The sequence below is a fragment of the Pseudoxanthomonas sp. GW835-FHT14C01 genome (assembly GCF_058793715.1).
Genome location: NZ_JBXAGB010000002.1, coordinates 606335 through 631110, shown reverse-complemented (window position 1 = coordinate 631110; position 24776 = coordinate 606335). Strand labels below are relative to the sequence as shown.

Genomic DNA, 24776 nt, shown 5'->3' with positions numbered 1-24776 from the left:
AACCCGTACCAGACGCCGGCGGCGGAAGTGGCCGTCGCGCCGGCGGCAACGCAGTGGCATTTCAAGGATCCGACCTGGCTCACCTGGGCAAGCCGCATTTGCCTGATGGCGGGCATGTTGGCCTCGCTGCTGATGATCGGCGTCATGGCCCACCAGTACCAGTTGCTCGGTGATGCCGATGCCCGCGGCTGGACCCTGGACGATGTCTACGCGGAATCGGCGCTCCTGCTGCTCGGCGCCGGCCTGCTGCAATTCCTCTCGATGATTCTTTCGTTCGTGTTCGTCGGCATGTGGATCTACCGCGCCGCGTGGAATGTCCGCTCCCTGGCCGGCGCACGCAGGCTCGACTTCACCCCTGGGTGGTCGGTGGGCTGGTACTTCATCCCCTTCGCCAATCTGTGGAAGCCCTACCAGGCGATGAAGGAGATCTGGCGCGCCAGCGCACGTCCCGACAATCCCGATGCGGCACCGACCAGCGTCTGGCTGCCGCTCTGGTGGCTCCTATGGCTCGCCTTCAACATCGTGAGCAACTTCGCGAGCCGCGCGACGTGGAGAGCGCAGACGATCGACGCCGAGATGGACAGCGCACTGGCATCGATCACGTGCGATGCGATCAACATCCCCTTGTGCCTCGTGCTCGCCCGGATCATCACGCGGGTCCATCGCCTGCAATGGCAGCAGCAGGCGGAACGACTGCAGGCCCAGGGCGGCTGACGCGCCGACGTTTCGGTCGCCGTCGGCCAACCTGTCAGTCCTGCGAGCGCTTCGTCGGCGCCTTCGCCTCACTGCCGGCATCGGCGATGCGCCACAGGTACTGCGCCGCATACGTGCGATAGGGTCCCCACCTCTCGCCACGCGACGCCAGCTCCTTCGGCGTGGGCATGACGTCGAGCCTGTCGACGAGTTGGGCCCCCTTTCGCACGCCCAGATCGTCGGTCGGCAGCACGTCCGGGCGGCCAAGGCGGAACATCAGCATCATTTCCACGGTCCAGCGGCCGATGCCGCGCACCGGCACCAGCGCCGCGACGATCTCGTCTTCGTGCATCGTCGACATCTGCCGCAGCGTGGGAATCTCGCCCCGCTGTTCGCGCGCCGCCAGGTCCCGCAGCGCCAGCGTCTTGTTGCCGGAGACGCCGCAGGCGCGCAGCGCCGCGTCGTCGATGCGACCCAGCGTGTCGAAGTGCAGGCGCGTGCTGGCGATGGCCGCTTCGACGCGGCCGACGATGGTGGCTGCGGCCTTGCCGCTCAACTGCTGGTACAGGATCGCGCGTGCCAGCGCATCGACCGGATCGAAGGTCTTCTTCCAGGTCGGCTGCGACGCGATGTAGCCGATCCGCTTCATCCACGTCCCCAGCTTGCGGTCGCGCCGGGTCAGATGGTCCCAAGCCTGCTCGGTGTCGAAGCCGCGCGCGTGCCGTGGCATGGCGTCAGCGGCGGATGGCATCGACGGCCCACACCACCCAGCCGAGCATCAGCGCGATGCCGCCCGCAGGCGCCAGCCGGGTCGGCAGCCCGAGCAACGCCCCCCCCACCAGGCTGCCGGCGAATAGCAGCGTGCCCAGCAGCAACAGGCCGAGCGCGGCCTTTCCCATGCGTCGCGTCGTGCTGGGCGCCAGCGCCGCGAGCGCCAGCCCGTGGCCGAAGGCGAACAGTGCGGCGGTCTGCACGTGCGACTGTGCCTGTGCCGCCGCGATCCCGTGCGACGCATAGGCGGACAGGGCCACAGCCGCCGCAGCGAGCAGTCCGCCGCTGAGGGCCAGCCACGAAGGTTTGCGTTGGCGTCGATCGTAGTTCATCGGCTCAGCAGCCCAGGAATCGGACGGGCATCCTGCCAGCGGAGGACGCGGCGCCGCGGATCCGCCACTCCACAAACGCAACGCGCCGCATGAAGCGGCGCGTTGGCATGAAGCGGATCATCCGGGACAGGCGTCCGGGAAGCTTTACTGCTTGACGGCCCAGTAGATGTCGAACTTGCCGGTGGCCTCGAACGAGCCATCGACACCCGACTTCCACGACTCGTACGGACGGTCGACGACTTCGTGGCCGGCGGTGACCGCCCAGGCGCGCAGCGCATTGCGCTGGTTGTCGAGTTCGGCCATGTAGCCGGTGTAGCTGGCGAACGCCGACTTGTGGGCTTCGGTACGCACGTATTCGACCGGGGCGCCCGACGGGATGGTGACCTTCAGTTCACCCGTCGACGCGACCGGCGTCGCCGGCGGCGTGACCGGAGCGGCCGCGGCGGCGGCTTCTTCCGACTTCGTGGCGGCGCTGGCCTTGCGGACCGGCTGGGCGATGTCGAAGGCGTACTTCTCGGCGCCAAAGTCGGTGGTGATGATGCGCAGCGGGCCGGCGGCGGCCAGGCCGTTGGCGTCCATCACGCGCTTGATCCATTCCTGGTTCTGCTTGATGGAGCCCTTGATGGCATCGTTGGTACGGTCGATGTTGCCGGCGGTGACGACCAGCAGGTCCTCGGACGGCACGTCGACGATCTTCAGGCCGGTCAGCGGACTGCCTTCGGTGCGGTAGTCGAAGTTCGGCACGGTGGCCAGCATGTTGGTCAGCTTGCCCAGGCCGGCCTTGACGGCATCGCCGACGTGGCGGCTGACATACATGCCGGCGTAACGGCCGAGCAGGTTGAAGCCGTACTTGACCTGGTAGCTCTGGGTGATCTTGACGTTGCGGTTGTCCTTGCCGGTCGGCTGCAGGTCGAAGGTGGACTGCTTGTCCGTACCCATGCGCTTGTCGACGATCGAATAGACGATCTTGCCGGCCCCGCCGGTCGAGGCGGGACGCTCGCTGGTGGTGATTTCCCAGCTGCCCTGGCCCCAGGCCGCATTGGCGGAGTTGAAGTCCACCTTGGCGCCGACACCCGTGTTGTCTTCGCCGCCGGAGTAGCTCAGTTCGTTGGCCGCGCTCGGGATCAGGGGGTTCCAGTCCTTGAGGCGACGCACGTTGTTCAGTGTGTCGAACACGATGGTCATGCGGCGGTTGGTCTCGACGCTCTCCTGCAGCGAACGCGAGGACGGCAGGACCAGGCCGATCACCAGAAACAGCGCCAGAACCAGCGCCAACGCAATCACGAACTCGATCAAACGGGTCATTCAGGAGTCTCCGGGGGCCGGTGCCTCGGCCGTGAAAAAAATGCACCGCGCATCCTAGCAGGGTTGCAGGGCTTCGCGCAGCCCATCTGACACCGGTTGGCCGTCCGCTTTCGGGACGTACGCGGGCGCATGCCGGGGTCGCCCGCGATGCCCTGCTGCGCTGCAACGGCGGGCGTTCCGGCGGCCCAGCGGGACCGGGTGTCCGATGGTTTTCCGGGCGGCGCGGCCGCCCGGCGCGAGGAGCCGGGACCCGCCGCGCGCCCTCGCTCAGACGAGCTGCAGCTCGAAGGCCTTGAGCACGGCCCGGGTGCGGTCGCGTACGCCCAGTTTGCTCAGGATGTTGGAGACATGATTCTTGATGGTGCCCTCGGCCACCCCCAGCGAGTTGGCAATCTCCTTGTTGGAGAAGCCGCTGGCCATGAGGCGGAGGATCTCGGTCTCGCGGTCGGTCAGCGGATCGGGGCGATCCAGGCTGACGAACTCGTTGCGCATGTGCTCCAGCCCCGACAGCAGGCGCTGGGTCACGGCCGGCTGCACCAGCGAACCGCCGTCGGCGACCGTACGGATCGCGCCCACCAGTTGCTCCAGCGACACATCCTTCAGCAGATAGCCCTTGGCCCCGGCCTTCAATCCCGCCAGGACCAGCTGGTCGTCGTCGAAGGTGGTCAGGATGATGGTGGGCGGCAGCTGTCCTGCGCGGGCCAGCGCCTGCAGGGCTTCCAGGCCGGACATCACCGGCATGCGCATGTCCATCAGCACCACGTCGGGCTTGACCTGGGGGACCAGGTCCACCGCCTGCTTGCCGTCCGCGGCTTCGGCCACGACCTCGATGCCATCGTCCAGCGCCAGCAGGGAGCGGATGCCCTGGCGCACCAGGGTTTGATCGTCGACCAGACAGACACGGATCACGGGGTTCCTCCGGAGCTGAGCTCGGGTGTGGGTTCGGGTTGGGGAACGGAAAGGGGGACGAGCGCCGGCACGGCCTCGCTGACGGGCAAGGCGATATGCAGGCGGAAACCCTTCCCCGCCTGCGTCTCGATACGCAGCTCGCCACCGTACTGGGCCAGGCGCTCGCGCATGCCGGTCAGGCCATTGCCCGCCACGACGTGCGGACTGCCGGCACCGTCGTCGCGTGCGTCGATCAGGATCTTCGTCCCGTCCCGCCGGCAATGCAGCCACAGGTGGCGGGCGCCGGCATGGCGCACCGCATTGGTGATGATTTCCTGCGTGCAGCGAAGCAATACGTGGGCGCGGTGCGGATCCTCGAGGGTCAGCGGCTCCTCGATGTCCATATGCATCGTCAGCGACGGCACCTTCTCGGCCAGCGGCATCAGGGCGGCCCCCAGGTCGATCGAACCGCTGTCGCGCAGCTGGCTGACGGCCTCGCGGACGTCCGTCAGCAACAGGCGCGCCAGCGTATGCGCCTGCCGAACGTGCTCCTGCGCCCGCCCTTCGGTCATGTGGCCGGCCACTTCCAGGTTCAGGCTGAGCGCCGTCAGGTGATGGCCCAGCAGGTCGTGCAGCTCGCGCGAGATGCGGGTGCGCTCGTTGACGCGGGCGCTTTCGGCCAGCAGTACGCGGGTGGCGCGCAGCTCGGCGTTGAGGCGGCGCTGCTCCTCGCGCGCCTGGGCCTGCTGGCGCGCCACGTAGGTGGTGATCAGCACGAAGGCCGAGAAGCCCACGTAGAACATCGACTGGAAGAGGGCTTCCCAGAAGTTGAAGTCGTCGCGCGCCATGAACGACGGCACCAGCAGCACGTGCGCGGCGAGCAGCCACGCCACGGCGAAGCGCAGCTCCAGCAGCCACGGCAGCACGCCGGCCATGATCAGCAGCAGTACCGCGCCCAGGCCGGTCTGGGTATAGAAGCCCACGCCGATCGCGGTCGCCGTCAGCACCATGGCCAACGGCACGTTCCAGCCCAGCGGCAAGCCTTCGCGCCGACCGTCCAGCGCCCGCGTGGCGAGCCAGTACACGCCGCCGAAGCTGAAGTAGCACAGGGCGGTCAGCGGCAGGTTCACGCCGTGTCCGTCGGTTCCGCTGGACGGCGGCAGCACCCACACATTCAGGATGATGGGAATCCCCACCAGCGCCCACGTGTAGAGGCCTGCGGCACGCAGCAGGCGGGTATGGCTCAGTCGTCCCAGCATCCGGGCATCTTAGGCGGAATCGCCTTCGGCCATGTCCCAACTAAAGTCATGCTGCCGTTGGAACGTGAGGTGGCCGGGTTCATCCCCGGCTCACCCCCGCCTCGCCGGTGGCCGCGGCCCCATGCGATAATCCGGCCTCGGCCGCGTGCCGCCCTGCAAGACCCGTTCGGAGTCAGGTAATGTCGATTGTCATCCGCGACGTGCGCGAGCACGAGCTGGATTCCGTCCTAGCCCTCAACAACAACGCCGGACTGGCGATCCTGCCACTGGACTCGGGCAAGGTCCGCCGCTTCTACGAAACGGCCGAATACTTCCGCGTCGCCGAGCGCGACGGCAACCTCGCCGGTTTCCTCGTCGGATTCGGCTCCGGCGCCGCGCACGACAGCAGCAACTTCGCCTGGTTCGGCGAGCGCTATCCGCAGTTCTTCTACATCGACCGCATCGTCGTGGCCAGCCGCCGCCGCGGCGGCGGCGTCGGCCGCGCGTTCTATGCCGACGTGCAGAGCTTCGCCGAGCTGCGCTACCCGCAACTGGCGTGCGAAGTCTTCCTCGACCATGGCGCCGATCCTGCCCTGCTGTTCCATGGCAGCTTCGGGTTCAAGGAAGTGGGCCAGAACGTCATGGCCGAGGCGGAGGTGCGCGCCAGCATGCTGATGAAGGAGCTCTGCAGCTATCCGTGGGTGCGCGACACCTACGGCGACGCCCTGCCCGACCTCCCTTGGGCGCGGACCCGCCTGCTGGCCGACGCCAGCGCCCAGCGGCCGACCGGTACATGAGCGTGACGCGAGCCTCCATGGACTATGAACAGGCCGGCGAACTGAAGATCGGCCAGGTCGGCATCGCCAACCTCCGCATCCGCACCCTCGACGTCGACCAGTTGATCCGCGAAATGCGCGAACGCGTCGAGCGCGCGCCCAAGCTGTTCGGTCGCGCCGCCGTGATCGTCGATTTCGGCGGCCTGACGCGACTGCCCGATGCCGACACCGCGCGCGCCCTGATCGACGGCCTGCGCGGCGCGGGCGTCATCCCGGTGGCGCTGGCGTACGGCACGCGAGAAACCGAAACCCTGGCCGAACAACTTGGCCTGCCGCTGCTGGCCAAGTTCCGTGCGCAGTACGAGCCGGTCGCACAGACCGCGCCGGCGCCGGCACGCGCCGAACCTGCGCCGGCCCAGCCCGCTCCGGCACCCGCCGCGAAAGCCGCCGACGTCAGGCCGGGGCTGGTCCAGAAGACCCCCGTGCGTTCCGGCCAGCAGCTGTACGCCGAGAACCGCGACCTGACCGTGCTGAGCACCGTCGGCGCCGGTGCCGAGGTGATTTCCGACGGTTCCATCCACATCTACGGCGCCTTGCGCGGCCGCGCCCTCGCCGGCGCGCGCGGCAACGCCGATGCCCGCATCTTCTGCCGTGAATTCCATGCCGAACTGGTCGCCGTCGCCGGCCACTACAAGGTGATGGAGGAAGTACCCAAGGAACTGCGCGGCAAGGCCGTGCAGATCTGGCTGGACCAGGACCAACTCAAGATCGCCGCGCAGGACTGACGCGCGGCCTCACCCGAACATAAGAACGACCAAGGAGAACACCGTTGGCTGAAATCATCGTAGTCACGTCCGGCAAGGGCGGCGTGGGCAAGACCACCACCAGCGCCAGCATCGCGTGCGGCCTGGCGCGCCGCGGCAAGAAGGTCGCGGTCATCGACTTCGACGTCGGCCTGCGCAACCTCGACCTCATCATGGGCTGCGAGCGCCGCGTCGTGTACGACTTCGTCAACGTCACCCAGGGCGAGGCCACGCTGAAGCAGGCCCTGATCAAGGACAAGCGGTTCGAGACGCTGTACGTGCTCGCCGCCTCGCAGACGCGCGACAAGGATGCGCTGACCAAGGAAGGCGTCGAGAAGGTGCTGAAGGACCTCTCCGACGACGGCTTCGACTACGTCGTCTGCGATTCGCCGGCCGGCATCGAGAAGGGCGCGTTCCTCGCCATGTATTTCGCCGACCAGGCCATCGTGGTGGTCAACCCGGAAGTGTCCTCGGTGCGCGACTCCGACCGCATCCTGGGCCTCCTGGATTCCAAGACCCGCCGTGCCGAGAACGGCGAGCCGCTGAAGGCCAACCTGCTGCTGACGCGCTACAACCCGGCGCGCGTGGAAGGCGGCGAGATGCTGAGCATCAAGGACGTGGAAGACGTGCTGGGCCTGAAGACCCTGGGCGTGATCCCCGAGTCGGGCGACGTGCTCAATGCGTCCAACAAGGGCGAACCGGTCATCCTCGACCTGGAATCGCCGGCCGGCCAGGCCTACGACGACACCGTCGGCCGCCTGCTGGGTGAAGACCGCCCGATGCGCTTCACCACCCTGGAGAAGAAGGGTTTCTTCAGCAAGCTGTTTGGAGGTTGAGCATGGGCCTGTTCGATTTCCTCAAGGCGAAGAAGAACACCGCCGAGACCGCGAAGAACCGCCTGCAGATCATCATCGCGCAGGAACGCAATTCGCGTGGCGCCCCCGACTACCTGCCGCTGCTGCGCCGCGAACTGCTGGAAGTCATCAAGAAGTACGTCAACGTCGATGTCGACGCGGTGAAGGTCGACCTGATCAAGGACGGCGACCACGACGTGCTGGATATCTCGGTCGCGCTGCCGGAAGGCAATTCCTGACGCGGGAGGTGTCGTAGGGCGGAGCCTGCTCCGCTCGAACGACCGGACCGTTGCCGAACGACAGCGGAGCAAGCTCCGCTATCCCCTGCCATGACGCCTGCCACCGCACCTGCCCCCATCGAGGATGTCGACGTACTCCGGGTCCGCGACCTGCGGCCCGGCGTCGCCGATGCGCTGCTTGCGTCGCATGGCCTGCAGCTGCATCGCGTCGTCGATGATGCCGCCATTCCCGGCAGCTATTGGGGCGAACCCGAAGCCGGCGTCATCGCGCACTCCGTCTACGTGCGCGGCGACACGCCCGTGCACTCGATGCTGCACGAAGCCTGCCACCTGATCGTGCTGCCGCCGGAACGGCGTGCGCAGGTGCACACCGACGCCACCGATTCGGTGATCGAGGAAGACGCCACTTGCTGCCTGCAGATCATCCTGGCCGACGAACTGCCCGGTGTAGGGCGCGCGCGCCTGATGGCCGACATGGATGCCTGGGGATACACCTACCGGCTGGGCTCCACGCAGGCGTGGTTCGAGCAGGATGCGGACGACGCTCGTGTCTTCCTGCGGGAACGGGGACTGCCGTACCGCTGAGGGCGCGCATCTGCCTGTGGGAGCGACGTCAGTCGCGAACGCATGCCATGGCCGCCACGGCGAGCTTGGCGTCTTACCCAGGCATGCCGCGAGCGACCAGCTGGTATTCCGCTTCGCGACTGACGTCGCTCCCACACCGGGCATCGCCGCACTTGCACCCCCTCCCCCGCTCTCACTACCCTTCCGGTTCCTGCGCCCGCGCACCCTGAAGGACGTCCCGTGAAGCATCGCCACCTCCTGCTCGCCCTCGCCGTCGGTGCGGGCATCGCCACGCTCGCCGCCTGCAAGAAGGACGAGCCGGCCGCCGATACGGCCGCAGCGCCCACCGCACCGAAGGGCGAAACCGCCGACCAGTTCATCGCGCGCGTCAACGACGAACTCAAGAAGATGTATCCGGAGCTGACCGCCGCGCAGTGGCTGTCCAGCACCTACATCAACGACGACAGCCAACTGCTGGCCGCCAAGGGCAACGAGCGTTACCTGACCCAGCTCAACAGTTGGATCGAGCAGGCGAAGAAGTTCGAAGGCCAGCCGATGTCGCCGGAGACCGCGCGCGCCATCCAACTGCTCAAGCTGGGCACCGCGATGCCGGCGCCGAAGGATCCGGCCAAGCTCGCCGAGCTGACCCAGATCGCCACCCGGATGGAAGGCACCTACGGCGCGGGCACTTACTGCACCGGCGAAGGCGATGCGAAGAAATGCCGCCAGCTGGGCGAACTGGAAGACGTGCTGCGCAGCAGCCGCGATTACGACGCGCAACTCGACGCGTGGCAGGGCTGGCATACGATCGCCCAGCCCATGCGCAAGGACTACACGCGCTTCGTCGAGCTGGTGAACGAGGGTTCCAAGGAAATGGGCTTCGCCGACGCCGGCGAGATCTGGCGCAGCGGCTACGACATGACGCCGGCCGAGATCGCCGCCGAGACCGACCGCCTGTGGGGCCAGGTCAAGCCGCTGTACGAGCAGCTGCACTGCTACACCCGCACCAAGCTGCAGGCCACCTACGGCGTCGAGAAGGGCCAGGTCAACGGCCTGCTGCCCGCGCACCTGATGGGCAACATGTGGCAGCAGGACTGGGGCAACCTGTGGGACGTGCTGGAACCCTACAAGGGAGCCGGCAGCCTCGACATCACCGGCGCGCTCGAGAAGCAGTACCAGGCCGACTACCGGGCCGCGCTGGCCAAGGCCGGTCCGGGCCCCGGCACGGACGCGCTGTTCAAGGCCGAACGCGACGCGCAGCTGCAGGTCGCCAAGCAGATGACCGAGCGCGCGCAGGAGTTCTACACCAGCCTCGGCATGCCCAAGCTGCCGGAGAGCTACTGGTCCAAGACGCAGTTCATCAAGCCGATGGACCGCGATGTGGTCTGCCACGCCAGCGCCTGGGACATGAACATGAGCGGCGACGTGCGCACCAAGATGTGCATCAAGCCGAACGAGGAAGACTTCACCACGATCTACCACGAGCTCGGCCACGTCTATTACTACCTGGCCTACAACAAGCTGCCGCCGCTGTTCCAGACCGGCGCCCACGATGGCTTCCATGAAGCCATCGGCGACACCATGGTGCTGGCGATGACGCCGGACTACCTGAAGTCGATCGGCATGGTCGATGCCACCACGCAGAGCAACGAAGCGCTGATCAACGCGCAGATGCGCATGGCGCTGGCCAAGGTGTCGTTCATGCCGTTCGGCCTGATGATCGACCGCTGGCGCTGGGGCGTGTTCGACGGCAGCATCAAGCCGGCCGACTACAACAAGGCGTGGTGGGAACTGAAGGCCAAGTACCAGGGCGTGGCGCCGGCCACCGCGCGCAGCGAGGAGTTCTTCGATCCGGGCGCGAAGTACCACGTGCCCGGCAACACGCCGTACACGCGCTATTTCCTCTCGCACGTGCTGCAGTTCCAGTTCTATAAGGGCCTGTGCGATGCGGCCGGCTACCAGGGCCCGCTGTACAACTGCAGCTTCTACGGCAACAAGGCGGCGGGCCAGAAGTTCTGGGCGATGCTGGAGAAGGGCGCCAGCCAGCCGTGGCAGTCGACGCTGAAGGAACTCACCGGCGGCGAGAAGATGGATGCCGGCGCGGTGCTGGAGTACTTCGCCCCGCTGCAGGACTGGCTGAAGCAGCAGAACGAAGGCCAGACCTGCGGCTGGCAGACGCCGGCGGCGACGCACGCCGCGCCGTCGACCGCGCCAGCGAAGTCGTAAGCGCTTCATCATGCACGGGCCGGCGACGGCCCGTTCTTTTTCACCGCGTACATCGTCGCAAGGACGTTCGAACAATGAAGCACTCCATGGCGCTCCGCCTTCTGGCCCTCCTGTTGACGACCTTGCCGCTCGCTGCGACTGCGGGCGTCGACCAGGTCGCCGGCGAGGCCAGCCGCACGCCCGTGCAGGCCGCGCCCACCTGGAAGCTCGCCCGGTTCCCCGCGCTCAGCGCGGCACACCAGCGGTACCGGGAGATGCCGCTGGAGCGTCTGGTGGACCTGGAACGGAGGAATGCGAGCCCACGCATCAAGGCCACGCAGATCGGCATTGCGCGCACGCTGTCGCGCGACGGCATCGCGCGCACGACGCCGGCGCTGCGGTGGATCCCCCTGGCATCGGGCGGCTGGGTCGCGAGACTGCAGGTCGGATCGCCGGATGCGATGGGCTTGCGCGTCGGCCTGCAAGTGAAGGGTTTGCATCCGCATCTGGAATTCCGTTTCGCCGGCACCGATGACCCGGGCCGCGTCATCGCCATGGTCACGGCGGGCGACGCGCAGCGGATCGCCGACACCCGGGGCCAGTACTGGACACCCGCCACCGATGGCGCCTCGCAGATCATCGAGATCTACCGGCCGGCCCATGTCGGCGCCTCCCAGGCGCGACTGCAGGCGCCCGAGGTGTCCCACCTGCTGGCGAGCAGCGCCAGTGGCTTCAAGATCCTCAAGTCGCTGGGCGACGCCGGCGCCTGCAACATCGACGTCGCCTGCAAGGTCGACAGCCTGGGGGCTGCGTTCGTGCAGGCCAAGAATGCGGTCGCGCACATGGTGTTCAACGCCTACAAGACCGATGGCTCCCTGCATGGCACCTACATCTGCACAGGAACGCTGTTGAACGACACCTCGCCGGCGACCCAGGTTCCGTGGTTCTACACCGCAGACCATTGCTTCCGCGGTGGCGCGGACGGAATACCGGCGCAGGACCGCAGCAAGGTCGCAAACAGCCTCACCACCTATTGGGCGTACGAGAATTCCAGCTGCGGCACCGTCAACGGCAGCAAGACGAACGCGCTGCCGGGAGGCGCGGACGTGATGTTCTACGATGCGAACGTCGACGCGCTGCTGCTGCGCCTGAAGAATCCCCCACCCGCGAATGCGACGTTCGCGGGCTGGGATGCCAGCACGCTGGCACCCAATGCCGAGGTCGTCGCCATCCATCATCCGTCCGGCGATGCGAAAAAGTATTCGCGCGGACAGCACCTCACCGACCGCTACCCGCAACAGTTCACCGTGGGCTGGCTGGAAGGCACCACCGAAGGGGGCAGCAGCGGCTCCGGCCTGTTCACTCGCTATGTGGACAACAGCTACCGGCTGCGCGGCGGTCTGTACGGTGGCGATGCGCTGTGCTCCAACAGCGGCAGTCTCTCCAACGCCCTCAATCGCGACCACTACTCCCGCCTCGACCTGGTGTTCCCCCAGATCAAGCAATGGATCGCCGCCGACCCGGTCCGCGAGAATGGCTCGCAGCCGCTGGTCCGTACTGCCGGCGCCGTCGCGCAGGGCCAGGGCGCGAGGACATCGCCCTCCACGCTACCGCCCGCAGTCTCCCCGGACGCGACAACCCCCGCCCCTCGGCAGCGTTCGCAACAGGCGACGCCCTTGCGTACAGGCACGCGCGAACGCTGAGCCGGACGCCGCAGGAGAAGAAGGCCGGCCCATTGCCGGCCTTTTTCCTGTGCGCACCTCCGCTTCACCGTCAACACACGGATGGAAGCGAGTCTGCGCGCAACGCCCCGTTCGTCCAGCCCATGCCGACCATCCTGACCCACGCGCTGATTCCCCTGGCTGCCGGTGCGGCACTCGGACGCGGACGCGTTCCCCCGCGCCTGATCGTCGCCGGCATGATCGCCGCCGTGCTGCCCGATGCCGACGTCATCGCGTTCAAACTGGGCATCGACTACGCCCATGCGCTCGGCCATCGCGGCGCCAGCCATTCGCTGGTCTTCGCCCTCGCGTGCGGCGTCGTGGCCGCATGCGGCTCGCGCAGACTCAGGACGTCCGCCATCGCGGCGTTCCTGTTCATCACCCTGTCCGCCGCGCCGCATCCGCTGCTGGACATGCTGACCGACGGCGGCCTGGGCGTCGCGCTGTTCTGGCCGTGGTCGGACGCGCGCCACTTCGCGCCGTGGCGCGTCATCGATGTGTCGCCGTTCGCGAACCGCTTCTTCAGCGCGCGCGGGGTCGAGGTGCTGCTGTCGGAACTGCGCTGGGTGTGGTTACCGGCGCTGGCGCTGGCGGGATTCGTCGCGTGGCTACGCCACAGGATGAAAGCTGTCTGTGGGAGCGACGTAAGTCGCGATGGGAAACATCCGGTCCCGGATGATCGCGACTGACGTCGCTCCCACACCCCGGTTCAACGCGAGCCTCAGTTCACGTCCGGCGACGGCTCCGGCTTGCGCGCCTTCATCTGTTCGGCCAGTTGCGCCTCGAACTGCTCGAGCGTCAGCCCCTGCGCTGCCGCTTCGATCACCGCGGTATCGCGCAGTTCGTCGGAATACACCAGACGCGCGGCGTTGCCCTGCGCCTCGTGCAGCGCCGCGGCCTGCTTGATCATCGCCAGCACCTCGGCCGCGCTGTCGGAACTGCCGGCGATGCGGCCGTCCATGCCGAGCACCCACACGCCCGCCTGGCGCACCACGCCGGCAAGCAGGTCCCCCTGCGGATTGCGCAACTCGGCGTGCGGCTCGATGGCCGGCGCGTTCGCGCGGGCCTGGTTGTGCGCTTTGGTGGCCTTGCGCTTCTTCGCCTCGCGGCGGGCCTTGGACTGGATCGACATGGGGTCCTCGCGGTACGTCAGAGTTGATCGGTGGGTTCCAGGGCGGCGGCGTTCTGCGGGCATGCCAGGCGGCGACGGTGGGCCTGCGCTTCCCATTGCCACATCAGCCAGCCCAGCAGCGTGAAGCCGGCCATGCCAAGCGCCAGATGCAGGCCATGATGGCTCAACAACGGCGACAGCAGCCCCGCGATCACCGCATTGACGATCAGATTGCTGAACGCCTGCAGCGACGACGCCGCACCGCGCTGGCGCGGATACATGTCGAGGATCGCCAGCGTCAGGATCGGGAATACCAGCGCCACGCCGAGCGCCGCCAGCATCATCGGCAGCACCGCCCACGGCACGTCGATGTCCGCGCCCGCCCAGGCGTTGTAGCCCACGTTCGCGACCATCGCGAGCGCCATGCAGGCGTAGCCGATCCTCACCAGCCGCGTGCCCTCGATGCGCCCGGCGGCGCGCCCCGACAGGAACGCGCCCAGCACCATGCCGCCGATGGTCGGCAGGAACAGCCAGGCGAACTGCTGCTCGTCCAGGTGCAGCAGGTCCATCACGAACGCCGGCGCGGAGGCGATGTACAGGAACAGGCCGCCGAAGCTCAGCGAGCCCGCCGCCGCCAGCCGCAGGAAGCGCGGATTGCGCGCGATGCCGACGTAGTCGCGCAGCAGGACGCGCGGCGACACCTTCAGCCTCGCCGCCGGCGGATGCGTCTCCGGCAGCCAGCCGATGACCGCCGCCATCAACAGCAGCGAGAAGCCGGCCAGGAACCAGAAGATCATCGGCCACGCGCTCCAGCCCAGGATCCAGCCGCCGACGATCGGCGCGATCGCCGGGGCGATGCCGAAGATCATCGACACCTGGCTCATCAACCGCTGCGCATCGTCGCCATCGCGCGCGTCGCGGATCACCGCACGCCCGACGATGAAGCCGACGCCGGCGGACAGGCCCTGGACCGCGCGGAACAGCAGCAGCGTGCCCATGTCGGTGGCCAGGGCGCAGCCGACAGAAGCCAGCAGGAACACGAACAGCCCGCCCAGGATCACCCGCCGGCGCCCGAACGTGTCCGACAGCGGTCCATGCACCAGGCTCATCAGCGCGTACGTCAGCAGGTAGACGCTGATCGTCTGCTGCATCGCCACCTTGTCGGCACCCAGTTGCGCGCCGATGGCCGGGAACGCCGGGAAGATGGTGTCGATCGAAAACGGGCCGAACATCGCCAGCCCGCCCAGCAGGAGGGCCAGGCGGCGGTTGGAAATGGCGTGGGGGGCACTCATTGCGGGGAAACTCCGGACAGGCGCGGCGGGGCATCATGAACAGGCCGCGCCGGGTCGCACATGGTACGCCCAAACCGCCGGCAGCCCGCCGCAGCGGGCTATAATCCGCCGGCAAGACTCAGGTGGGAGAAGCCCGTCGCCCGCGACGTGCTGCCGAAGGCGCAAACGCCCGTAATCGCTCAGGCCCGATACCACCGCTGCTGCAAACACTCTGGAGAGACCGGTCGCCCTCGTGGCCGCACCGGCGCCGAAGGGGCACGAAGCACGCGATCCTCGTCGGCGCGCTTCCAAACTCTCAGGCAAAAGGACAGAGGGGCATCCCACGTGCGGCTTCCGCACGCTGGCCCTATTCGCCCTTCCGGATGCCTCCCATGTCGAACACCCCTTCCCTGCGCGAGCTCGAGCACCACGGCGCGTTCCTCGAACGCCACATCGGCCCCAACGACGCCGAGATCGCGCACATGCTGCGCGTGGTCGGCCACGATTCGATGGATGCGATGACCGATGCCATCGTCCCGGGCAACATCAAGTCCGCGCAGCCGCTGGCCCTGCCCGCGCCGATCAACGAGGAAGAGGCGCTGGCCAAGATCCGCGCGCTCGCCGACCGCAACCAGGTGTTCCGCAGCTTCATCGGCCAGGGCTACTACGGCACGCACACGCCGAAGGTCATCCTGCGCAACATCCTCGAGAACCCGGCCTGGTACACCGCCTACACACCCTACCAGGCGGAAATCTCGCAGGGGCGCATGGAAGCGCTGATCAACTTCCAGACGATGGTCACCGACCTGACCGGCATGGAGATCGCCAGCGCCTCGCTGCTGGACGAGGCCACCGCCGCCGCCGAGGCGATGACGCTGGCCAAGCGCTCGGCCAGGTCGAAGTCGAACACCTTCCTGGTCGCTGGCGACACCCACCCGCAGACGCTGGAAGTGCTGGCCACCCGCGCCGAGCCGCTCGGCATCACCGTCGAGGTCGTGCGCTCGACCGACGCTTTCCACGAAAAGCTCGCCGCCGGCGACTACTTCGGCGTGCTGGTGCAGTACCCCGCGTCCAGCGGCTGGGTCGAGGAGTGGTCGAAGGACGCCGACACCATCCATGCGAACAACGCGCTGTTCGTCGTCGCCACCGACCTGCTGGCGCTGACCCTGCTGAAACCGCCGGGCGAGATGGGCGCCGACATCGTCATCGGCAACTCGCAGCGCTTCGGCGTGCCGTTCGGTTTCGGTGGTCCGCATGCGGCCTTCATGGCCTGCCGCGACGCCTACAAGCGCAGCATGCCGGGCCGCCTGATCGGCGTGTCGGTCGATGCCGAGGGCAAGCCCGCCTACCGCCTGACGCTGCAGACGCGCGAGCAGCACATCCGCCGCGAGAAGGCCACGTCGAACATCTGCACCGCGCAGGTGCTGCTGGCGGTGATGGCCAGCATGTACGCCGTCTACCACGGTCCCGAAGGCCTGGCGCGCATCGCCGGCCGCGTCGCCCGCCTCACCGCCATCCTCGCCGCCGGCCTGCGCACGCTCGGCTATCCGGCCGTGCACGCGAGCGCCTTCGACACGCTGTGCATCGAGCCGGGCGACGCCCGAGACGCCATCCTGGTCCGCGCCCGCGACGCGCGCCTCAACCTGCGCGTGCGCGGCAACGGCTCGCTGTGCATCTCGCTGGACGAGACCACCACCCGCGCCGACATCGACGCGCTGTGGGCCGTGTTCGCTGGCGAAGGCGCCACCCTGCCTTCGGTGGACGCGCTGGACGCCAGCGCGCCGTCGCTGATCCCGGACGCCCTGCGCCGCCGCAGCGACTTCCTGACGCACCCGGTGTTCAACACGCACCACAGCGAGCACGAACTGCTGCGCTACATGCGTGCGCTGTCGGACAAGGACCTGGCGCTGGACCGCACCATGATCCCGCTGGGCAGCTGCACGATGAAGCTCAACGCCACCGCCGAGATGATCCCGGTGACCTGGCCGGAATTCGGCAACATCCACCCGCTGGCGCCGGCCGAGCAGGCCGCCGGCTACGCGCAGCTGATCGACGAACTGGAAGCGATGCTGGTGGAGTGCACCGGCTATGACGCCGTCAGCCTGCAGCCGAACTCCGGCGCGCAGGGCGAGTACGCCGGCCTGCTGGCGATCCGCGCCTACCACCGCGCACGCGGCGACGCCCACCGCGACATCTGCCTGATCCCCGAATCCGCGCACGGCACCAACCCGGCCAGCGCGCAGATGTGCGGCATGCAGGTGGTGGTGACCAAGTGCGACGCCAACGGCAATGTCGACGTCGAGGACATCCGCCGCGCCGCCGAGAAGTACAGCGACCGCCTGGCCGCGATCATGATCACCTACCCGTCCACGCACGGCGTGTTCGAGGAGGACGTGGTCGCCATCTGCGACATCGTCCACCAGCACGGCGGCCAGGTGTACACCGACGGCGCCAACATGAACGCGCTGGTCGGCGTGGCCAAGCCGGGCAAGTGGGGTTCGGACGTGTCGCACCTCAACCTGCACAAGACGTTCTGCATCCCGCACGGCGGCGGCGGCCCCGGCGTCGGCCCGTGCGCGGTGAAGGCACACCTGGCGCCGTACCTGCCGAAGAGGCTCGGCGGCGAAGGCGACGTGGGCATGGTGTCGGCGGCCAGCTTCGGCAGCGCCAGCATCCTGCCGATCAGCTGGATGTACATCACCCTGATGGGCGCGACCGGCCTGCGCAAGGCCACGCAGGTGGCGCTGCTCAACGCCAACTACATCGCCAAGCGGCTGGAACCGCACTTCGAGACGCTCTACACCGGCCGCAACGGGCTGGTGGCGCACGAATGCATCCTCGACCTGCGCCCGATCAAGGACCGCACCGGCATCAGCGCCGAGGATGTCGCCAAGCGCCTGATCGACTTCGGCTTCCACGCGCCGACGCTGAGCTTCCCGGTGGCCGGCACGCTGATGGTCGAGCCGACCGAAAGCGAATCGCAGCACGAACTGGACCGCTTCATCGACGCGATGATCGAGATCCGCGAGGAGATCCGCGCGGTCGAGGACGGCCGCCTGGACCGCGAGGACAACCCACTGAAGAACGCCCCGCACACCGCCACGCGGGTGATGGCCAGCGAATGGACCCACGCCTACCCGCGCGAACTGGCCGCATTCCCGCTGGCCACGCTGAAGCTGCAGAAGTACTGGCCGCCGGTCTCCCGCGTCGACAACGTCTACGGCGACAAGAACGTCATGTGCGCCTGCATCCCGGTGGACGCCTACAAGGAAGACGTGGAAGCGTAAGCGCCCGAACCCGTGCCACCCCGCGAGGCCCCGTTTCCCGGGGCCTCGCGCGTTTCGCGAACCGCTCGGGCGCTGGCGCATGTCCTGCAAGCGTCTTCACGCAAAAATGTGATATCAAATCCTCAGGGGCAGTGGGCTCCGTGAGGAATGCGACGGCATGCGGTCAACGGAATCGTGGGGACACCCCTTCTGGATGGTCATCGCCTGCCTGGCCGGCCTGCTGGTCTCCACCGTCGCCGACGCTTCCACCCTGGTCCGTGGCTACACGCCCCGCTACGCCACCACCGCGCGTGGCGACCTGCTGGTGATCGGCAACACGCTGATGACCTGCCCCACGGCGGCGCTCAACTGCACCACGGCCCAGGGCGGCGGCAGTTTCAACAACAACAGCTTCGCGATGGAGTGGGTGAACGCCGACAACGTCACCACCTCGCCGCAGAACTCCTCCACCGCCACGCTCAGCATCCCGGCCGGCAGCACGGTGGTGTTCGCCGGCCTGTACTGGGGCGCCGACACCAGCAGCGGCGGCAGCGGTGCGGCGCCTGCGCCGGCCAGCCGCAACGTGGTGCGTTTCGCCACCCCGGCGTCGGGCTACGCCAACACCACCGCGGCGACCGTGGACGTCAGCGGCACCCGCTTCTCGGCCATGGCCGACGTCACCTCGCGCGTCCAGGCCGGTGGCTCGGGTACCTACAAGGTCGCCGGCATCCAGGCCGGACGCGGCGCCGACCGGTACGCCGGCTGGTCGCTGGTGGTGGTGGTCACCAACCCCTCCCTGCCCCCGCGCAACATGGTGGTGTTCGACGGCTACGCCAACATCAACAGCACCGCGCCCACCGCCATCACCACGACCGTCACCGGTTTCCGCACGCCGCCGACCGGCGCGGTGGCATCGCGCGTCGGCTTCATCGCGTACGAAGGCGACCGCGACAGCACCGGCGACAATTTCCAGGTCAACGGCGCCAACCTCAGCAACGCGCTGAACCCGGTCGGCAACGCGTTCAATTCCACGATCAGCAGCGGCGCCACCTACTTCACCGCCAAGAGTCCCAACTACACCAACCAGTTGGGCTTCGACGCCGACCTGTTCGACACCACGCTGCTGCCGAACAACGCCACGTCGGCCACGCTGACCTTCACCACCGGCGGCGAGACCTATTTCCCTGCGGCGATCCTGTTCTCGACGCTGGTGTTCGAGCCGGTGATCGATTCCAACTTCATCAAGTCGGTGACCGACCTCAACGGCGGCACCGTCGGCACCGGCGACATCCTCGAGTACACGATCGCCTACGGGAACACCGGCAACGACGGCGCCCTGCAGGTGGTCGTCACCGATGCCATCCCGGCCAACACCACGTACGTACCCGGTTCGCTGCAGATCGTCGCCGGCCCCAACGCCGGTCCCAAGAGCGATGCGCCCGGCGACGACCAGGCCAACTTCGACGCCGCCAACAACCGCGTCGTCTTCCGCTTGGGTACCGGGGCGAACGGCCTGGCGGGCGGCACGCTGTCGCCCGGTACCAGCGGCAGCCTGCGCTTCCGCGTGCAGGTCAACGCCACCACGCCGCAGAACGCGACCATTCCCAACACTGCGGAAACCGCGTACGTCTCGGCGTCGCTCAACGAGGCGAAGACGGCCACGTCGAACACCGTATCGGTCACCGTGTCCAACCGGGCGGACGTGTCGATCACCAAGACCGCCAGCGCGGCGCAGGCCATCGCCGGCGAACCCGTGGAGTTCACCCTGACGGTCAACAACGCCGGTCCCGCCGCGGCGAACGGCACGATCCTGCGCGACCCCGCCGTGGCGAACCTGGACTGCCTGGCGGCGCCCGCATCGGGCAGCGCCACCTGCGAGGGCACCGGCGGGGCCTTGTGTCCCGGCGGCGTGGCCAGCGGACCGATCGCCGTGTCCGCGCTGCAGTCCGCGGGCGGCGTCGTCCTGCCTGCGCTGCCCGCGGGCGGACGGATCGTGGTGGAACTGACCTGCGTTCCCGCCAGCCCGTGATGCCGCGCCTGGCCTGAATCGAGCGCCATGGCAGCCGCTATCATCGCGCCATGTCCAGCCTCACCGCCTTCGCCCTCGACGCCCTGATCTTCATCGGCCTGGCCTGGACCGTCTGGCGGGCGCTGGGGCGCTCGATCCCGATCGCCGTCATCCCGATCGTCATCGGCCTGCTGCTGGCGGCCACCGGCGTACTGCCCCCCGGCTGGGGCGTGCCCTCGCAACCCGGCGACCACGTCGGCTTCGTCGGCGTGCTGCTGCTCGCGTTCACCGCCGGCCTGGAAACGCGCCAGTCCGCGCACCTGCCCAGCGCACCCTATACCGCGCCGCTGCCGCGCACGCAGGCCACGCGCTTCATCGCCAGCGCCGGCATGGCGCTGCTGCTGCCGTTCGCGCTGGGCACGCTGGCGGCGCACGTCTACTTCACCGGTCTGCCGGGCTGGGACGCACCGAAAGGCGGCGCCTGGATGGGCGCGCTGGCGATCGGCCTGTGCCTCGCGGTCAGTGCGCTGCCGGTGCTGATCGGCATCGTGCGCGAACTGGGCCCGCTGCATCGCCCGTTGACGCAACTGGCGATACGCATCGCGGTGATCGACGACGCCGTGCTGTGGACGGGTCTGGCACTGCTGCTGATCGCCGCGGAAGGCGGCTCGCTGCTCGTCGACGCCGCTTCGCCGACGCTGCTCGCCCTCGGCGCGCTCGTCCTGCTCGCCGCCGCCGGCCCGCTCGCCCAGCGGATGCGTGTGGAACCGCCCGCATGGGTCGTGTGGCTCGCGCTGCCGCTGTTCCTGGCCGCCGGGGCCTGGGCCAGTTCCCATCTGGGCCTGCATGCGTTGCTGGGCGCCTACTTCGGCGGCGCGATGGTGCCCGCAACGTGGACGAAGCGCCTGCCGGTCGAACGCTTGGGCCAGTTCGCGCTGATCGGCCTCGCGCCGCTGTTCTTCGGCCACAGCGGCCTGAAGATCGACGGCAGCGCGCTGGGCTGGGCATCGCTGCAGGCCTCGCTCGCCCTGCTGGTGATTGCCGTCCTGGCCAAACTGGCGGCCGTGCTGGTCTGCCCGCCGGTCTCCACGCTGTCGCGGCGCGAGACGCTGGCGGTCGGCGCACTGCTGCAATGCAAGGGCCTGATGGAAATCGTCGCGGCCACCATCCTGCGCGACAAAGGGCTGCTGTCGGAACAGGCGTTCGCCGCGCTCGTCACCCTCGCGGTGCTGTCGACGCTGCTGACCGGCCCGTTCTTCCGTGCCCTCGTGCGACGCCGCGCGCTGGCCGACACCGGCGGCCGCCAGACCGCATAACGTTCGCGTCGCGCGCGGCGGTGGCGATCGTGCATCCGGCACCACGCCCGACACGCCTCGCGCATCCAGATCAGGTCGCGACGTCTCCGACGGAGGCGACCGAGTAGCGAACGGAGCCAGGGCGATCGACGTAACGCGATGCCTCCACGCCCGGCGCTCGCCACTCATCCGCCTTCGGCACCTTCCCCCGCCACGCGGGGAGAAGTTTTCAGAACTCCACCTTCACCGACGCCGCACTGCGCTTCGCTTCGCCGTGATACACCGCTTCGATGTTGTTGCCGTCCGGGTCCAGCACGAACGCGCCGTAGTAGCCGGGATGGTAATCGCGCAGGCCTGGCCCACCGTTGTCCTTCCCGCCATGCGCAAGCGCGACGGCGTGGAACCGGTCCACCATCGCACGGTCCTGCGCCTGGAAGGCCAGATGGTGGCGCCCGGTCAACGCGCCATCCGCCGCTGCGCTGTCTGCGGTGGAGACGAACAGTTCGTCGGCCCAGAAGTACTGGTCGCCCTCGCCGCCCATCGGCACGCCGAGCACGTCGAACACCGCGCTGTAGAAGGCCTTGCTGGCCTGCAGGTCGCGCACGACCAGCTGGATGTGGTCGATCAGGCGGCCGCGGTGCAGTTCATGGGTTTCCATTGCGTCATCTCCAAGGGGAAAGGCGGCAGTGATGCCACCGGATGCGGACAGGCAGTGTCCGCGACCGCGCGTCGGCCCGCCGTCAACGCCTCCTAACGCGGCGTCCACGCGGCGACGCCGATGATGAAGCGTGCCACCCCGCGGTGGCCCCACGTCGTCCAGGAGATCCCCGATGGCTGCGCGCAAATCCCCCGCCAAATCCTCCCCTCGTCCCACCGCCGACCACGCGACGCGCGGCGAGGGGGGCGAACTCCACTTCGGTGCCGGCGGCAAGCACCCGCCGCTGACCACCAACCAGGGCATCCCGGTCAGCGACAACCAGAACTCGCTGCGCGCGCACGGGCGGGGGCCGACGCTGCTGGAAGACTTCATCCTGCGCGAGAAGATCACCCACTTCGACCACGAGCGCATTCCCGAGCGCATCGTGCATGCGCGGGGTACCGGCGCGCACGGTTACTTCGAACTGACGAAGTCGCTGAAGAAGTACACCACCGCGCGCGTGCTCACCGAGACCGGCGTGCGCACCCCCGTGTTCTGCCGTTTCTCCACCGTGGCCGGCGGCGCCGGCTCGGTGGACACGCCGCGCGACGTGCGGGGCTTCGCGGTGAAGTTCTACACGCAGGAAGGCAACTGGGACCTGGTGGGCAACAACATCCCGGTGTTCTTCATCCAGGACGCGATGAAGTTTCCCGACCTGGTGCACTCGGTGAAGATGGAACCCGACCGCGGCTACCCGCAGGCCGGCAGCGCGCACGACACGTTCTGGGATTTCGTCTCGCTGACGCCGGAAGCCTTCCACATGATCATGTGGGCGATGAGCGACCGCACGATCCCGCGTTCGCTGCGGATGATCGAAGGTTTCGGCGTGCACAGCTTCCGCCTGCTCGACGCCAGGGGCAACAGCACCTTCGTCAAGTTCCACTGGCGCCCCACGCTCGGCCTCCAGTCCACGGTCTGGGACGAAGCGGTCAAGCTGCAGGCCGCCGACAACGACTTCCATCGCCGCGACCTGTTCGAGGCGATCCAGAAGGGCGACTTCCCCGAGTGGGAGCTGGCCGTGCAGCTGTTCAGCGAGGAACAGGCCGACGCCTTCCCGTTCGATCATCTCGATCCCACCAAGCTGATTCCGGAAGAGCTGGTACCGCTGACGGTGGTCGGCCGGATGGTGCTGGATCGCTGGCCCGACAACTTCTTCGCCGAGACCGAGCAGGTCGCCTACTGTCCGGCCAACATCGTGCCGGGCATCGACTTCAGCAACGACCCGCTGCTGCAGGGCCGGCTGTTCTCGTACCTGGATACCCAGCTCTCGCGCCTGGGCGGGCCCAACTTCCACCAGATCCCGGTGAATGCGCCCAAGTGCCCGTTCGCCAATCTGCAGCGCGACGGCCACATGCAGATGCAGGTGCCGAAGGGACGCGTCAACTACGAACCCAGCAGCCTGCAGCCCGATACGCCGCGCGAGACGCCGGCCGGTTTTCGCAGCCATGCCAGCATCGCCGACGGCCACAAGGGACGCGTGCGGCCGGAAAGCTTCGCCGACCACTACAGCCAGGCACGGCTGTTCTTCCGCAGCCAGACCGCGCCCGAGCAGGCGCACATGGCGGGCGCGCTGGTGTTCGAACTGTCGAAGGTGGAAACCCCGCACGTGCGCGAGGCCATCGTCGGTCACCTGCGCCATATCGATGCCGATCTCGCCCGGCGTGTCGCCGATGGCCTGGGGCTGGACGCACTGCCGCCTGCGCCGCCCACGACCGTCAAGCCGAAGGACATGCCGCCCTCGCCCGCGCTGCAGATCATCGGCAAGATGAAGCCGACCCTGCAGGGCCGTTGCGTCGGCATCCTGGTGGACGACGGCTCGGACGCGGCCACGGTGGCGGCCCTGCGCAAGGCGGCGGAAGCCGATGGCGCGCAGGTCAAGATCGTGGCGCCGAAGATCGGCGGGGCGAAACTCGGCAACGGCAAGCGGTTGCCGGCGGACGGACAACTCGCCGGCACGCCGTCGATGGTGTTCGATGCGGTGGCGCTCGTGCTCTCGGAGACCGCCGGCAAGGCGATGGCAGCGGAGGCCGCGGCGGTGGACTGGGTGCGCGATGCGTTCGGACATCTCAAGGCGATCGCGCACGACGACGGTGCGGCGGCGGTCATCGGGGCGGCCGGCATCGGCAAGGACGCCGGCGTGGTGCATGCGGCCGAGACCGGCGCCTTCATCAAGGCAGCGAAGACGCGCCAGTACGCCCGCGAACCGAACGTCCGCACGCTCCCCTGACGGCCGCCAGGACACCGTCCATGCCCGAAACCCTCTACGACGCCCTGCGTGAAAGCCACGACGTCCAGCGCTCGCTGTGCCGGCGCCTGTTGCGCTCGAAGGCCGGGACGCGCGCACGGCTGGACCTGTTCACCGCATTGCGCATCGAACTGGCCGCGCATGCCGCGGCCGAAGAGCGCTTCCTGTACGTCCCCATCCTGATGGACGACCGCGGCCTGGATCCGTCCCGCCATGCGCTGCACGAACACCATGAGATGGACGAACTGGTCGAGGACCTGCAGTCGCTCGATCCGCGTTACGCCGCTTGGGGGAAGAAGGCGCGCGAGCTGTCGGAAAAGGTGCACCACCACCTGCGCGAGGAGGAAAAGAAATTCTTCCAGGTGTCGGGCAAGATCCTCAGTGCGACGCAAAAGACCCGGCTCGCCCGCCAGTACCGGCGCGACTACGCGCGCATGCGCCGGGAACTGGAATCGGCGTAGCCGGCGGCATCCCTGCGCCACGCACCACGCGTC

General features: G+C 68.3%; 22 protein-coding genes and 1 riboswitch. Of the genes, 14 read left to right on the top strand and 8 right to left on the bottom strand.

Translation table 11 applies throughout. The annotated features are described in order from the left end of the window. Positions 1 to 27 precede the first annotated feature (27 nt). On the top strand, positions 28 to 714 hold the full coding sequence (locus AC1Q5B_RS09665) for a DUF4328 domain-containing protein (protein WP_492631468.1): 687 nt from the start codon (positions 28 to 30) through the stop codon (positions 712 to 714). 34 nt (positions 715 to 748) lie between these two features. On the opposite strand, the gene AC1Q5B_RS09660 is transcribed toward AC1Q5B_RS09665, so the two are convergent. From AC1Q5B_RS09660 to AC1Q5B_RS09640, 5 genes are all read right to left on the bottom strand, one after another. Further along, a complete protein-coding gene (locus AC1Q5B_RS09660; RefSeq protein WP_492632076.1) occupies positions 749 to 1423 on the bottom strand; it encodes a DNA-3-methyladenine glycosylase family protein in 675 nt (224 codons plus the stop codon). 4 nt (positions 1424 to 1427) lie between these two features. Continuing rightward, positions 1428 to 1796, bottom strand: coding sequence for a DUF423 domain-containing protein (locus AC1Q5B_RS09655; protein ID WP_492631467.1), 369 nt, complete (start codon positions 1794 to 1796; stop codon positions 1428 to 1430). A gap of 144 nt (positions 1797 to 1940) precedes the next feature. After that, positions 1941 to 3101, bottom strand: a complete 1161-nt coding sequence (locus AC1Q5B_RS09650) for a polyketide cyclase (protein WP_492631466.1) — start codon at positions 3099 to 3101, stop codon at positions 1941 to 1943. A 267-nt stretch (positions 3102 to 3368) separates the two neighbouring features. Beyond that, positions 3369 to 4010, bottom strand: coding sequence for a response regulator (locus AC1Q5B_RS09645; RefSeq protein ID WP_162109974.1), 642 nt, complete (start codon positions 4008 to 4010; stop codon positions 3369 to 3371). After that, a complete protein-coding gene (locus AC1Q5B_RS09640; protein WP_492631465.1) occupies positions 4007 to 5248 on the bottom strand; it encodes a sensor histidine kinase in 1242 nt (413 codons plus the stop codon). Before AC1Q5B_RS09640 ends, AC1Q5B_RS09645 begins: the two co-directional genes overlap by 4 nt. Positions 5249 to 5427: 179 nt before the next feature. Between AC1Q5B_RS09640 and AC1Q5B_RS09635 the strand changes: the two genes are divergently transcribed. The 8 genes from AC1Q5B_RS09635 to AC1Q5B_RS09600 all read left to right on the top strand — a co-directional run bounded on the left by AC1Q5B_RS09635 (position 5428) and on the right by AC1Q5B_RS09600 (position 13078). Further along, positions 5428 to 6024, top strand: a complete 597-nt coding sequence (locus AC1Q5B_RS09635; protein ID WP_492631464.1) for a GNAT family N-acetyltransferase — start codon at positions 5428 to 5430, stop codon at positions 6022 to 6024. A gap of 17 nt (positions 6025 to 6041) precedes the next feature. Beyond that, positions 6042 to 6788 (top strand): septum site-determining protein MinC, encoded by a 747-nt coding sequence (gene minC, locus AC1Q5B_RS09630; protein ID WP_492631463.1) that lies wholly within the window; start codon positions 6042 to 6044, stop codon positions 6786 to 6788. 44 nt (positions 6789 to 6832) lie between these two features. Beyond that, a complete protein-coding gene (gene minD / locus AC1Q5B_RS09625) occupies positions 6833 to 7642 on the top strand; it encodes a septum site-determining protein MinD (RefSeq protein ID WP_492631462.1) in 810 nt (269 codons plus the stop codon). A gap of 2 nt (positions 7643 to 7644) precedes the next feature. After that, positions 7645 to 7899: a cell division topological specificity factor MinE gene (gene minE / locus AC1Q5B_RS09620; RefSeq protein WP_192200660.1), complete on the top strand. Its 255-nt coding sequence runs from the start codon at positions 7645 to 7647 to the stop codon at positions 7897 to 7899. A 90-nt stretch (positions 7900 to 7989) separates the two neighbouring features. Next, complete coding sequence (locus AC1Q5B_RS09615) at positions 7990 to 8484, top strand: hypothetical protein (protein WP_492631461.1); 495 nt, start codon at positions 7990 to 7992, stop codon at positions 8482 to 8484. Between the two features lie 219 nt (positions 8485 to 8703). After that, entirely contained in the window at positions 8704 to 10689 is a 1986-nt protein-coding gene (locus AC1Q5B_RS09610; protein WP_492631460.1) for a M2 family metallopeptidase, read from the top strand. A gap of 86 nt (positions 10690 to 10775) precedes the next feature. After that, positions 10776 to 12371 (top strand): trypsin-like serine peptidase, encoded by a 1596-nt coding sequence (locus AC1Q5B_RS09605; RefSeq protein ID WP_492631459.1) that lies wholly within the window; start codon positions 10776 to 10778, stop codon positions 12369 to 12371. Positions 12372 to 12493: 122 nt separating this feature from the next. Next, entirely contained in the window at positions 12494 to 13078 is a 585-nt protein-coding gene (locus tag AC1Q5B_RS09600) for a metal-dependent hydrolase (protein ID WP_492631458.1), read from the top strand. A gap of 32 nt (positions 13079 to 13110) precedes the next feature. On the opposite strand, the gene AC1Q5B_RS09595 is transcribed toward AC1Q5B_RS09600, so the two are convergent. After that, the gene (locus AC1Q5B_RS09595) at positions 13111 to 13521 is read right to left on the bottom strand and encodes a hypothetical protein (protein ID WP_492631457.1); all 411 of its coding nucleotides are present in this window, start codon (positions 13519 to 13521) and stop codon (positions 13111 to 13113) included. A 17-nt stretch (positions 13522 to 13538) separates the two neighbouring features. Then, complete coding sequence (locus AC1Q5B_RS09590) at positions 13539 to 14792, bottom strand: multidrug effflux MFS transporter (protein ID WP_492631456.1); 1254 nt, start codon at positions 14790 to 14792, stop codon at positions 13539 to 13541. A 201-nt stretch (positions 14793 to 14993) separates the two neighbouring features. Continuing rightward, positions 14994 to 15113, top strand: a riboswitch (glycine riboswitch). Between the two features lie 41 nt (positions 15114 to 15154). On the opposite strand from AC1Q5B_RS09590, the gene gcvP reads away from it, so the two are divergent. From gcvP to AC1Q5B_RS09575, 3 genes are all read left to right on the top strand, one after another. Further along, positions 15155 to 18058 carry an aminomethyl-transferring glycine dehydrogenase gene (gene gcvP / locus AC1Q5B_RS09585; protein ID WP_492631455.1) on the top strand — a complete coding sequence of 968 codons (2904 nt, stop codon included), beginning with the start codon at positions 15155 to 15157 and terminating at the stop codon, positions 18056 to 18058. Positions 18059 to 18215: 157 nt separating this feature from the next. Then, complete coding sequence (locus AC1Q5B_RS09580; RefSeq protein ID WP_492631454.1) at positions 18216 to 20066, top strand: hypothetical protein; 1851 nt, start codon at positions 18216 to 18218, stop codon at positions 20064 to 20066. Positions 20067 to 20116: 50 nt separating this feature from the next. Then, positions 20117 to 21361: a cation:proton antiporter gene (locus AC1Q5B_RS09575; RefSeq protein ID WP_492631453.1), complete on the top strand. Its 1245-nt coding sequence runs from the start codon at positions 20117 to 20119 to the stop codon at positions 21359 to 21361. A 208-nt stretch (positions 21362 to 21569) separates the two neighbouring features. On the opposite strand, the gene AC1Q5B_RS09570 is transcribed toward AC1Q5B_RS09575, so the two are convergent. After that, positions 21570 to 21998 carry a VOC family protein gene (locus AC1Q5B_RS09570; RefSeq protein WP_492631452.1) on the bottom strand — a complete coding sequence of 143 codons (429 nt, stop codon included), beginning with the start codon at positions 21996 to 21998 and terminating at the stop codon, positions 21570 to 21572. Positions 21999 to 22170: 172 nt separating this feature from the next. Between AC1Q5B_RS09570 and AC1Q5B_RS09565 the strand changes: the two genes are divergently transcribed. Together AC1Q5B_RS09565 and AC1Q5B_RS09560 are read left to right on the top strand one after the other, a co-directional pair. Beyond that, on the top strand, positions 22171 to 24264 hold the full coding sequence (locus AC1Q5B_RS09565; RefSeq protein WP_492631451.1) for a catalase: 2094 nt from the start codon (positions 22171 to 22173) through the stop codon (positions 24262 to 24264). A gap of 20 nt (positions 24265 to 24284) precedes the next feature. Next, complete coding sequence (locus AC1Q5B_RS09560; protein WP_492631450.1) at positions 24285 to 24743, top strand: hemerythrin domain-containing protein; 459 nt, start codon at positions 24285 to 24287, stop codon at positions 24741 to 24743. Positions 24744 to 24776 lie beyond the last annotated feature (33 nt).